The organism is Lysobacter sp. Soil_N_51 (genome assembly GCF_057655755.1).
Window position 1 is genome coordinate 29,395 of sequence record NZ_JBDGLR010000006.1, and the last position, 12,578, is coordinate 41,972.

The following is a 12,578-nucleotide window of genomic DNA, read 5'->3' on the forward strand; positions in this document are numbered from 1 at the left end:
TGCTCCAGCCGGGCACAGCGACTAGACTTCCCGGTCCCCATCCGCATTACAAAGACGGCCGCACCGGCCGCAGGAGCCCCATGGCCCGCATCACCGTCGAAGATTGCCTGGAAGTGGTCGATAACCGCTTCGAACTCGTCATGCTGGCCGCCAAGCGCGCCCGCCAGCTGGCCAACGGCGTCGAGCCGCAGCTGGACAACAGCGAAGCCAACGACAAGCCGACCGTGCTGGCGCTGCGCGAAATCGCCGCGCGCCAGGTCAACCCGGAATACATCGACGCGGTCGAGAAGGCCGAGCGCGAGCGCAAGGAACGCGAAGCCCTGGAATGGGCCGCCGCCGAAGTGGTCGCCGACGACGACCTGTCCAAGGGCGACGACTGATCCAACCGGCTCCGCGCCCGCGCGCGGGCGATCCGGTCGAAAAACGGCTCCGCCTCGGCGGGGCCGTTTTCGTTTGTGGCCCGGCGCCGGGTCCGCGCGGGAAGCAGAAGAAGCCCGCTGGGCGCGCCTTTGCGGAGGCGATAAGCCCACTAGGTAGGTACGCTCGCTTGCGCGCGAGCCGGTTTTCGTGCGCGGCGCCTCGGCCCCGAGGCTGCCCGCGCCGCTCGCGGTGATGCTTCAAGACAACCTCGCGAACGGCGTTGGCGCTGACGCCGCCGTCGCGAAGACTTCGGCCGAACGCCGCCAAACGGTCGGCTTCAGCTGACAAACCCGAAGACCGGATCGGGCCGCGACGGCCTAACTAAACCGGTCGCACGCCGCAGCGGAATCGCCCGACAGCCAAGCCCAGCCTGAACCGAACCGCCCGCCAACTGCGCAAGCCGTGACCGTGTGCTTGCGCAGAATCGAGCCGTCGCCACATTCAAAGTACGTAATGCGTTGCGCCATGCGCTCCCGCCCGCGTAAATTTCCGTTATGACCCCTGCCGAGCCCGCGCTGAAAACTTATCCTGCCGCTGCCGAGGACACGGAGCTGCCGGACTACGTGCGCGAGCTCGAGCTCGCCGCGCACTACCTGCCCGAAGCGCAGCGCCATCAGCTGCGCCGCGCCTGGGCGGTCGGCGCGGCCGCGCATGCCGGACAGACCCGCAAGTCCGGCGAGCCTTACATCACCCATCCGGTCGCGGTCGCCAAGGTGCTGGCCGAACAGGGGCTGGACGTCGAGACCCTGGTCGCGGCGATCCTGCACGACACCATCGAAGACACCCCGCTCACCCGCGAATGCCTGGCGACCGAGTTCGGTCCGACCGTGGCCGAACTGGTCGACGGCGTCACCAAGCTCGACAAGCTGCAGTTCCGCGATCGCCAGGAAGCGGCGGCCGAGAGCTTCCGCAAGATGCTGCTGGCGATGGCGCGCGACCTGCGGGTGATCCTGATCAAGCTCGCCGACCGCCTGCACAACATGCGCACCCTCGGCGCGCAGAGCGCCGAAGCGCGCGAACGCATCGCCCGCGAAACGCTGGAAATCTACGCGCCGATCGCCCAGCGCCTGGGCATGAACCTGATCAAGGCCGAGCTGCAGGACCTGGGTTTCCGCGCGCTGCATCCGTGGCGTCACGCCGTGGTCGAAAAGCGCATCCGCACCCAGCCGGTGGTACGGCGCGAGTCATTGGTGCAGATCGAAGCGCATCTGGCCCAGCGGCTGGCGAAGGAGAAGCTTCAACACCGCCTGATCAGCCGGGTGAAATCGCCGTGGAGCATCTACACCAAGATGCATCACGAGCATAAGAGCTTCACCCAGGTCATGGACGTGTTCGGTTTCCGCATCGTGGTCAAGAGCGTGCCGGACTGTTATCACGCGCTCGGCGTCGCCCATTCGGCGTACAAGCCGCTGGATTCGCGCTTCCGCGATTTCATCGCGATCCCGAAGGCCAACGGCTACCAATCGCTGCACACGGTGTTGTTCGGCCCTTACGGTTCGCCGGTGGAAGTGCAGATCCGCACCGAGGACATGGACCTGATCGCCGAACGCGGCATCGCCGCGCATTGGTCGTACAAGCACGGCGGCGAAGGTCCCAACAGCGCGCAATCGCGCGCGCACAGCTGGATCGCCAGTCTGGTCGAATCGCAGCGTTCGACCGGTTCGTCGCTGGAGTTCCTCGAAAACGTCAAGGTCGACCTGTTCCCGGACGAGGTCTACCTGTTCACGCCCAAGGGCGACATCCTGTCGTTGCCGCGCAATTCCACCGCGCTCGATTTCGCTTACGCGGTGCATACCGACGTCGGCAACCGCGCGGTCGCCGCGCGCGTCGACGGCAAGCTGGTGCCGCTGCGGACCAAGCTCGCCAGCGGCCAGCGGGTCGAGATCATCACCGCCAAGTCGTCCACGCCCAAGCCGCAGTGGCTGGAGTTCGTGGTCTCGGGCAAGGCGCGCACCTCGATCCGGCAACAGCTCAAGCAGCTCGAACACGAAGACGCGGTGCAGCTCGGCCATCGCATGCTCGACCGCGCGCTGGAAGTGCTGGAGACCTCGCTCGACCGCACCCCGGCGCAGCGGCTCGACGCGTATCTGGCGGAAAATCGTTATCCGCGCCTGGAAGCGCTGCTGGCCGACATCGCGCTCGGCAATCGCATGCCCAACCAGGTCGCGCTGGCGCTCGCGCGCGAGGCGCCGGGCAAGGTGCGCGGCCGCTCGATCGACCGCCCGCGTCTGCCCGAGGACAAGATCCTGATCACCGGCGCCGAGCGCGGCGTGATCAGTTTCGCCAACTGTTGCCTGCCGTTGCCGGGCGACGACATCATGGGCTACCACACCGCCGGCAAGGGCATCGTGGTGCATCGCCTGGATTGCCCGAACGTCGCCGAATACCGCAAGTCGCCCGATCGCTGGGTCGCGATCGGCTGGGACCGTCAGGTCTCCGGCGACTTCGCCGCCGCGCTGCGGATCGAAGTCGACAACCGTCCCGGTTCGCTGGCCCAGGTCGCGGCCGCGATTGCAGAAGCCGAGTCCAACATCGACCGGGTCGAATATCTCGAACGCGATTCCAACATCGCGATCATGCGCTTCGCGATCGAAGTGCACGACCGCAAGCATCTGGCCGACGTGATGCGGCGGGTGCGCCGCTTGGCGGTGGTGTTGGGTGTGCAGCGGATGTGAGGAGCCGGGATTTGGGATTTGGGATTTGAGATTGGCAAAGGCGCGGCTGACCGGATTGGCCGCTATCGATCCCGGCTTCGGGCTTTTGCCTTACGATTCCCCAATCCCTAATCCCTAATCCCCAATCCCGGCCTCTAAAATGTCCCGCGAAATCATCCAGACCGACCAAGCTCCGGCCGCGATCGGCCCGTACTCGCAAGCCGTGCGCGTCGGCGACACCGTGTATCTGTCCGGCCAGATTCCGCTGGATCCGTCCAGTGGCTTGGTGATCGAAGGCGATATCGAAGCGCAGGCGCATCGCGCGTTCCGCAATCTGCAGGCGGTGTGCGAAGCCGCCGGCGGTTCGCTGGCCGATATCGCGCGGCTGGGCCTGTACCTCACCGATCTGAGCGCGTTCGGCAAGGTCAATGCGGTGATGGGCGAGTATTTCAACGCTCCGTTCCCGGCGCGGTCGACCGTCGAAGTGTCGGCGTTGCCGCGCGGGGTCGCGTTCGAGGTCGATGCGATCATGGTGTTGCGCTGAGTCGACCGACCGCGTCGCAGCTTCACTGCATCGTGTAGGAGCGGCGTGAGCCGCGACCGTGATGTTGCCGATGGCCGCGTCAGCCGGTGCGGGCGCGGCGGTTGAAGCGCGGTTGTCGTCGCGCCGACGTGGCGCGGCGGTGTCGCCGTGATCGGGGTTTCGCGGTCGCGGCTTGCGCCGCAAATACAGTTTGGTACACGGCTGCGCTATCTGCGCTCGCCGGCCATCTCGGTCAGCAGATGCTCGCGCAGCGCGCGCGGCGTCTGCCCGGTCAGACGCTTGAACGCGCGGCGGAAATCGCGCGGGTCCTTGTAGCCGATCGCCGCGCCGACGCTGGCGATGGTCAGGTTGCGCTCGCGCAGCAGGGCGTAGGCGCGGTCGATGCGCAGGCGGTCGTGGATGTCGTGGAAGCTGGTGCCTTCGTTGGTCAACTGACGACGCAGGGTGCGTTCGCTGACGTGCAATTGCGCGGCGATGCCGGCCAGCTTCGGGTCCTGCGGCAGTTGCGCGCGCAGCAGGCGCTCGACCGCGGCGGTGACTTCGCCGGGCACCGCGGTGTCGGGCATCTGCGCTTCGCACAACGCCAGTACCTGACGCGAGGCGATCGGGTTGTGGGTCGGCAGCGGCACCGCCAGCCAGTTCGCGTCCAGCACCAGCCGGTCCTGTGGTTGTTCGAATGCGACCGGGCAATCGAATACGTTGTCGTAGTGCTCGCGATACGCTGGCGCCGGATAACTGAACTCGATCCGCAGCGGCCGCAAGGTATTGCCGACCAGCCCGCGCGCGAGCGCCAGGCAACTGCTGAAGAATTCCTCGGCGACGAAACGGTGGATGCTCGGGTAAGCCAGGGTCATCTGCCCGGCCAGCGCCAGGGTGCCGCTCTCCGAGGCGCTTTCGACGAAACGCATCAGGCTGCCGACCACCGGCGTGAAGCGCAGGCCGATCTGCAGCGCTTCGCCGAACGTCGCCGCGGTGGTCATCGCCAGCCCGAGCAGGCCGAAATTGCCGACGTGCTGATCGCGGCCGAGGTCCAGGCCGATGGTCGGCGGCAACACCTTCAAGGCGCGCTCGACCACCAACGCGGTCGGCCGATCCGGCAGGCGCACGCCGGGGTCGCTGACCTGCGCGCGGCTCAGGCCGGTGCCGGCGAACCAGTCGTCGCTGGGCGCGCCGATCCGGTCCGCGGTCTCGAGCAGACCCCACAGCAGGTTCGGCGACATCAAAGCGATATCGGGCCGGGCCTTGTCCTGATCGGATGACTGACGCATCGCCTCTCACTGTTGATCGCGGGCGTGTCGTGAACTTGACCGCGAATGCCCCCTTAGTGTGCCGCATTCGCCCTCACGCGCGCTCACACCGGCGGCGGAGACTCGACGCTTAGCCGTCACGGGGTCCGTTCTCGCCAACGGCGCGAACCCGCCCCGGTCGCCAACGATCACGGGGATCATCATGAAACAGCCCATTCGCGCGTCCGTCCTCGCCCTGGCCGTGGCCGCGCTGACCGCCGCCTGCGGCCCCGAACAAGCCCAGCACACGCCGACCGCGCAGGTCGCCGCGGGCGATGCGAGTTTCGCCGACACCTTCCGCACCCGCCTGCTCGACGCCAAGGACGGCGATGTGATCGAGGTGCCGGCCGGCCGCTACACCTTCGATCGCAGCCTGACCTTGCGCGTGGACGGCGTGACCATCCGCGGCGCCGGTCCGGACAAGTCGGTGCTGAGTTTCAAGGGCCAGAAGGCCGGCGCCGAAGGCCTACTGGTCAACGCCAGCCGCTTCACCCTGGAAAACATCGCGATCGAGGACAGCAAGGGCGACGGCCTCAAGGTCAACGAAGGCGAGCACATCACCATCCGCAACGTGCGGGTGGAATGGACCGGCGGGCCGAGCACCAAGAACGGCGCCTACGGTCTGTACCCGGTCAAGACCCGCAACGTGCTGATCGAGAATTCGGTGGCGATCGGCGCGTCCGACGCCGGCATCTACGTCGGCCAGTCGCGCGACGTGATCGTGCGCAACAGCCGCGCCGAGTTCAACGTCGCCGGCATCGAGATCGAAAACACCGTCAACGCCGACGTCTACGACAACGTCGCCACCAACAACACCGGCGGCATCCTGGTGTTCAACATGCCGGCGCTGTCGCAGCAGGGCGGCGCGATCCGGGTGTTCAAGAACAAGGTGTTCAAGAACAACACCGCCAACTTCGGCGCCAAGGGCACGCCGGTGGCCAGCGTGCCGGCCGGCAGCGGCATGGTGGTGAATTCCAACGACGACGTGGAAATCTTCGACAACGACATCAGCGACAACGCCACCACCAACATCATCGTCTCCAGCGTCTATTCCACCGGTTACAAGGACGACAAGGCGGCCAAGGATTTCGATCCGTATCCCGAGCGCATCTCGATCTACGGCAATCGTTTGTCCGGCGGCGGCGATTCGCCCGATGGCCTGGATTTGAAGGCGCTCAAGACCGCGATCTACGGGTTGAGCGGACACTTCCCCGATGTGTTGTGGGACGGCTACGCCAACAAGGAACGCAAGGAAGGCCCGCAGATCTGCATTCGCGACGTGTCCGGCGTGGTCAACGCCGACGGCCCAGGCAGCTACAAGAATCCGAGCCAGGACACCAAGCCCTACGAGTGCGACCTGCCGAAGTTGCCGGCGATCGACCTCAAGCGCGGTTGATCGATGCGCCGTACTTGGATGGCTCGTGCTTCGATGAGTAGTGCTCCGATGCGTTACGCGGTCGCCGTGGTGATGTCGTTGCTGGTCGCGGGGTGCGGAAAGCCGAGTGCGGACGTCGCGCCGCAAGCGTCGTCGCAATCAGCGCCGAAGACAGTGAACATCTCGGCGGATTCGCCGTGGCCAGCGGTGCATTTCTTCGCCGACGGCCAGCCGGCCGACCTGGCCGAATGGAATGTGCTGCGGGTCGCCGATGGGCGTCTGCGTCTGAACCGCGACGTGCTGCCGTACGACCTCAATACCGCGCTGTTTTCCGACTACGCGCACAAGCTGCGCACGGTGTGGATGCCGAAGGGCCAGGCGGCGCAGTTCGACGCGCAACGCGAATTCGATTTCCCGGTCGGCACCATCTTCAGCAAGACCTTCTATTACCCGCGCGGCGAAGGCGATGCGGTGTTGCGCAGCGCCGACGACGGCCCGGACCTGGCCGGCGGCGGCCTGCAGCTGAGCAAGGTGCGCTTGATCGAAACCCGGCTGCTGGTGCGGCGGCAGGACGGCTGGATCGCGCTGCCGTACGTGTGGAACGCCGAGCAGACCCAGGCCAAGCTGATGCGCGGCGGCGAACTGGTGTCGCTGCAATTGGTCGCGAGCGACGGCAGCCGCGAAGAAGCGCAATACACCGTGCCCGATCAGAACCAATGCGCGGGTTGCCACGGCACCGACATGAAGAGCAAGGCGCTGCATCCGCTCGGGCCGCGCGCGCGCCATCTCAATCGCGATTTCGCTTACGACGACGGCGTCGCCAATCAGCTCGCGCATTGGACGAAGGTGGGTTATCTGCACGGCGCGCCCGAGCCGGCGTACGCGCCGCGCGATGCGAACTGGCGCGATCCGGACGCGCCGCTGGAGGCGCGCGCGCGCGCCTATCTCGATATCAACTGCGGTCACTGTCACAGCCCGACCGGGCCGGGCAATACCTCGGGCCTGTGGCTCGATGCGGCGACCCAGGAACCGCTGCGACTGGGCCGGTGCAAACTGCCGATCGCGGCCGGCAAGGGCACCGGCGACCGGCGTCACGATATCGTGCCCGGCAAGCCCGACGAATCGATCCTGACTTATCGCATGGTCAGCGACGATCCGTCGGTGATGATGCCGGAACTGGGCCGCAGCGTGGTCCACGCAGAAGGAGTACAACTGATCCGCGATTGGATCGCCGCGCAACAGGGGACGTGCGGTTGATCGCCATCGCGCGGAAAACTCGCGAGGTCTTTTGTGGGAGGGGCTTCAGCCCCGACGCTCTTCGACCCGATCGCTTGTGGCTCCGGGGCAGCTGATAGAAAAGCATCGGGGCTGAAGCCGCTGCCACGAGACTTCGAACATCCGCATGTGGAACACGATTCGAAACATCGTCTGATGGAATACAGACCATAAGAACGCAACCGCCGCACGCGTTCGAACTAACGACAACGAGAGGGGAGCTTGAGATGTCGCTGCGTAAACACCGTTTGGTCACCGCGACCGCCACCGCCATCGCCGCATTGTGCGGCGGCGGACTCGTACTGGCCGCGCCGGCCGCCTTCGCCCAGACCGCCGCGCCGAACCAGGCGTCGGCGCCGAAAGAACTGGACAAGATCACCGTCACCGCGCAGAGCCGCGAGCAGGAACTGCAGGACGTGCCGATCGCGCTGCAGGTGGTGACCGATCAATTGATCGACGATACCGCCGCGCAGGATCTGGGCGACCTCGACAGTTTCGTGCCTGGGTTGGTGGTCGACAGCCAGCAGCCGACCCAGCCCGGGTTCGAACTGCGCGGCATCAGCACCGACGATTTCGGCATCGGCACCGATCCCGCGGTCGGCGTCTACGTCGACGGCGTGTATGCGGGCCGCGGCGGCGGCGTGCTGCTGCCGTTCACCGACGTGGAGCGCATCGAAGTGCTCAAGGGCCCGCAGGGTACCTTGTTCGGCCGCAACACCGCGGCCGGCGCGATCTCGATCATCACCCGCAAGCCCGACGCCAGCGCAACCGAAGTCAGGACCAAGCTGCGCATCGGCAACTACGGCAAGCAATACCTCGAGGGCATGCTCAACCTGCCGACCGGGGACGATTCGGCGTTCCGTTTCAACGCGCTGGTCAATCACGCCGACGGCTGGATTCAGGACGCCGCGACCGGCCGCGATCTCAATCCGGAAAACAACTGGGCCACGCGCGCCGCGTTCAAGACCCGCTTCGGCGAACGCACCAGCGCCCTGATCAGTTGGGATCACGAAAGCCTGGATCAGCTGGGCCAGGCCACCACCGGCATCATCGCGCTGCCGCCGGCGCCGGGCCTGGCGCCGTTGCCGGTGGACGAGTCGGCCTATCTCGACCCGCGCAAGATCCCGACCATGAGCGACGCCGAGGGCAACGAAGAGTCGCGGCGCTTCGATGGCGTGACCCTGATCGTCGATCACGGTTTCGACTGGGGCGGTTTCACCTCGACGACGTCGTGGCGCGATTACGACTCGGTCAACCGGGTCGAGGAAGACGGCACCAATCGCAACTATCTGTACGTCGACTCGACCAACACCGAAAGCAATCGCAGCTATTACCAGGAGTTCAAGTTCAGCGGCAGCACCGACAAGCTGGACTGGATCGCCGGCGCGAGCTATTTCAAGGAAGACGCGCGGCAGACCAGCGAGGTCAATGCGCTGACCGATTCGGTCGACACCATCGTGCATAACCTGGGCTTGGCGCCGACGCCCAACGGCTACCTGTTCGGCTACGTCGATCAGCAACTCGACGCCTTGGGCATCCCGATCCATCTGCTCGGCCATCGCTGGAACGAAACCTTCCGCAACACCCTGGATACCAAGGCCTACGCGGTGTTCGGCGACGTGATCTGGCACGCCACCGACAAGCTCAACCTGACCGTCGGCCTGCGCTACACCCGCGACGAGAAGAACTTCAGCTGGCATAACGACCCGCGTTACGCGCCGGGCCTGGATGCGGCGCTGGATCAACTCGAAAGGCTGGGCTTCTTCGACCTGGCCGGCATCCCGCGCGAGTTCTTCGTGTTCGACATCGCCTTCATCGATCCGCCGGCGATGCTAAACAAGGGCCTGACCAACCGCGACAAGCGCTCGTGGAGCGATTTCAGCCCGCGCTTCGTCGCCGACTACCACATCAACGACGACACCATGGTGTTCGCGTCCCTGGCCAAGGGCTACAAGGCCGGCGGTTTCAACTCGCTGCAGATCGGCAGCAGCTTCGAGAACGAGGACGTGTGGAACTTCGAGACCGGCATCAAGAAGTCGTTCCCGGATCAACGCCTGCAGCTCAACGCGTCGGCGTTCTACTACGTCTACGACAACCGCCAGGCGGTGCGGCTCGACAGCAGCACCAGCATCCCGCGTTTCGTCGTCGATACCTCCGACCTGGAAGCCTATGGCCTGGACTTCGACATGCGCTGGCAGGCGACCGATAACTTCGGCCTGGACTTCAACGCCAGCTTCATCGATTCGACCTACAAGAACTACGTCACCTCCGACGGCATCGACGCCAGCGGCGACCCGACCGGGCTGCCGTACTGGTCGGCCGCGGGCGGCGCGTATTACGTGGTGAACATGGCCGATCACGGCGACCTGCGTTTCTCGCTGCGTCACTCGTATCGCGGCAAGGTGCGGTGCAGCGCCGAGTCGCAGGCGCAGAACCGCTGCGGGGTGAGCCCGGCGCTGGACCTGGGCGAGGCGCAGAACCGCACCGACCTGCGCATCGGCTGGACCTCGCCGCAGGGCCGCTGGGGCCTGGCCGCGTACGGCAACAACCTGTTCGACAACCAGTACATCAACTCGCTGGGCACCTACGGCAAGAACGTGCTCGGCACGGTCGGCGCGCGGGTCAGCGAGCCGCGTACGTTCGGGGTGGAGTTCAGCGCGAAGTATTGAGAGCCGGGATTCGGGATTCGGGATTTGGGATTCGTGGGGGCGGGGCCGTCGCGCCTTGGCTTTTGCGAATCTCGAATCCCTAATCACCAATCCCTTATCCTTATGCAATGCCGAGCCGTAAGGACGGGCCCTCCGTCGATCTCCACACGCAGCCGATGCCCCGCATGCCCGGGGTCGGGCCGCGCGTGGCCGAAAAACTCGCCGCGCGCGGTCTGACTACGCTGCAGGATTTCTGGCTGCAATTGCCGCGGCAGTACGAAGACCGCACCCAGATCACCCCGATCCGGCTGTTGCAGCCCGGGGTCGCGGCTCAGGTCGAAGGCCGGGTCGAAGGGGTCGAACGCGGGTTTCGCTACAAGCCGATGCTGCGGGTCGCGATCGGCGACGATTCGCGCGCGACCGTGGTGCTGCGGTTCTTCCATTTTCGCGCGGCTCAGGTCGCGCAGTTCCAGGTTGGCGCGCGGGTGCGGCTGTACGGCACGCCCAAGCCGGGTCAGCACGGCCTGGAGATCGTCCATCCCAGCTACCGAGTGTTCGACGACGACAGCGACGAGGTCGCGCTGGGCGAACAGCTCGATCCGGTGTATCCGGCGATCGAAGGCATCGGCCCGGCCACCTTGCGCCGTTTGATCGGCTACGCGCTCGATCGGCTGCCCGACGACGGTTCGTTGGAACTGATCCCGCAGGAACTGCGCGAACGCCTGCAATTGCCGACCCTGCGCGAGGCCTTGCTGACCGTGCACCGGCCCGCGGTCGATGCCGATGTCGCGGCGCTGATCGCCGGCCGCCATCCGGCGCAGCGGCGGCTTGCGCTGGAAGAATTGCTAGCCCATCACCTGAGCCTGCGCCGTCAGCGCATCAGCCAGCAGGCGCACAAGGCGCGGCCGCTCAAGCAGATGCCGTTGGCCGAACGCTTGCGCAAATCGCTGCCGTTCAAGCTGACCGGCGCGCAGAAGCGGGTGTTCGACGAGATTCGCGTCGACCTGGCCAAGCCCTCGCCGATGCTGCGCCTGGTCCAGGGCGATGTCGGCAGCGGCAAGACCGTGGTGGCCGCGCTCGCGGCGATGATCGCGGTGCAGCACGGCCGTCAGGCTGCGCTGATGGCGCCGATCGAGCTGCTGGCCGAGCAGCACCTCAACAACCTGCGTCGATGGCTGGAACCGCTGGGCGTGCGGGTGGCGTGGCTGGCCGGCAAGGTCACCGGCCGCGCGCGCAAGGCGGTGCTCGAACAAGTCGCCAGCGGCGAGGCGCAGATGGTGGTCGGCACCCATGCGTTGATGCAGGAAGGCGTGGCCTTCGCTGATCTGGCGCTGGCGATCGTCGACGAGCAGCATCGCTTCGGCGTGCATCAACGGCTGGCGCTGCGCGACAAGGGCGCCGGCGGCGCGGTCGGCAAGGACGCGATCGTGCCGCACCAATTAGTCATGACCGCGACCCCGATCCCGCGTACTCTGGCGATGACCGCGTACGCCGACCTGGACGTGTCGGCGATCGATGAACTGCCGCCGGGCCGCACTCCGGTGCAGACCGTCGCGCTCAGCGAGGAGCGTCGGCCCGAACTGGTGCAACGCATTCGCGGCGCCTGCGCGGAAGGGCGGCAGGCGTATTGGGTCTGCACCTTGATCGACGATTCCGACGAGGTGATTGCGCAGGCCGCGCAGACCACCTTCGAGGAGTTGTCGGTGCAGCTCGCGCCGCTGCGCGTGGGCCTGGTGCATGGGCGCATGAAGCCGAAGGAAAAGCAGGAGACGATGCGTGCGTTCAAGGACGGCGAACTCGATCTGCTGGTGGCGACCACGGTGATCGAAGTCGGCGTCGACGTGCCCAACGCTTCGTTGATGATCATCGAGAACGCCGAGCGCTTGGGCCTGGCGCAGTTGCATCAGCTGCGCGGCCGCGTCGGCCGCGGCAGCGCCGCGTCGAGCTGCGTGCTGCTGTATCGCTCGCCGTTGTCGGGACTGGCGCGGCAGCGCCTGGAAACCATGCGCCAGACCGTGGATGGTTTCGTCATCGCCGAAAAAGACCTGGAATTGCGCGGCCCCGGCGAATTGCTCGGCACCCGCCAGACCGGCCTGGCCGGTTTCCGCGTCGCCGATCTCGCTCGCGATGCCGACCTGTTGCCGCTGGTGCAGGAGCTTGGCGAGAGCATGCTCAAGACTTCGCCGGAACTGGCCGAGCGCATCGTTTCGCGCTGGGTGGGTGGTGCGGTGCGCTACGCATCCGCTTGAGCCTTGAAGATCGTGGCGACGTGGACGATGGGCTTCGCGCCGTCGCAGCGTCCGCGATCCGCTTCGGGTCCAATGGCGGAGCCGCGGTGCTGAAGGACGGCGGCGTCCGCCGCCGGAGCACCGGGCC

General features: G+C 66.3%; 8 protein-coding genes. 7 read left to right on the top strand and 1 reads right to left on the bottom strand.

The genetic code is table 11. The annotated features are described in order from the left end of the window. The first annotated feature begins 80 nt into the window (after positions 1 to 80). The 3 genes from rpoZ (at position 81) to AC3A4T_RS12165 (ending at position 3,618) form a co-directional block, all read left to right on the top strand. Complete coding sequence (gene rpoZ / locus AC3A4T_RS12155) at positions 81 to 380, top strand: DNA-directed RNA polymerase subunit omega (RefSeq protein WP_036108756.1); 300 nt, start codon at positions 81 to 83, stop codon at positions 378 to 380. 534 nt (positions 381 to 914) lie between these two features. Further along, positions 915 to 3,095 carry a RelA/SpoT family protein gene (locus tag AC3A4T_RS12160; protein ID WP_487675625.1) on the top strand — a complete coding sequence of 727 codons (2,181 nt, stop codon included), beginning with the start codon at positions 915 to 917 and terminating at the stop codon, positions 3,093 to 3,095. 139 nt (positions 3,096 to 3,234) lie between these two features. Further along, positions 3,235 to 3,618, top strand: coding sequence for a RidA family protein (locus tag AC3A4T_RS12165; protein ID WP_036108751.1), 384 nt, complete (start codon positions 3,235 to 3,237; stop codon positions 3,616 to 3,618). A 206-nt stretch (positions 3,619 to 3,824) separates the two neighbouring features. On the opposite strand, the gene AC3A4T_RS12170 is transcribed toward AC3A4T_RS12165, so the two are convergent. Beyond that, positions 3,825 to 4,886, bottom strand: a complete 1,062-nt coding sequence (locus AC3A4T_RS12170; RefSeq protein WP_487675626.1) for an AraC family transcriptional regulator — start codon at positions 4,884 to 4,886, stop codon at positions 3,825 to 3,827. A gap of 181 nt (positions 4,887 to 5,067) precedes the next feature. On the opposite strand from AC3A4T_RS12170, the gene AC3A4T_RS12175 reads away from it, so the two are divergent. The 4 genes from AC3A4T_RS12175 (at position 5,068) to recG (ending at position 12,451) form a co-directional block, all read left to right on the top strand. Beyond that, positions 5,068 to 6,300, top strand: coding sequence for a parallel beta-helix domain-containing protein (locus tag AC3A4T_RS12175; protein WP_487675627.1), 1,233 nt, complete (start codon positions 5,068 to 5,070; stop codon positions 6,298 to 6,300). A gap of 153 nt (positions 6,301 to 6,453) precedes the next feature. After that, complete coding sequence (locus tag AC3A4T_RS12180; protein WP_487675628.1) at positions 6,454 to 7,536, top strand: SO2930 family diheme c-type cytochrome; 1,083 nt, start codon at positions 6,454 to 6,456, stop codon at positions 7,534 to 7,536. Between the two features lie 245 nt (positions 7,537 to 7,781). Then, a complete protein-coding gene (locus AC3A4T_RS12185; RefSeq protein WP_487675629.1) occupies positions 7,782 to 10,223 on the top strand; it encodes a TonB-dependent receptor in 2,442 nt (813 codons plus the stop codon). A 107-nt stretch (positions 10,224 to 10,330) separates the two neighbouring features. Beyond that, the gene (gene recG, locus AC3A4T_RS12190) at positions 10,331 to 12,451 is read left to right on the top strand and encodes an ATP-dependent DNA helicase RecG (RefSeq protein WP_487675630.1); all 2,121 of its coding nucleotides are present in this window, start codon (positions 10,331 to 10,333) and stop codon (positions 12,449 to 12,451) included. The last annotated feature ends 127 nt before the right edge of the window (positions 12,452 to 12,578 follow it).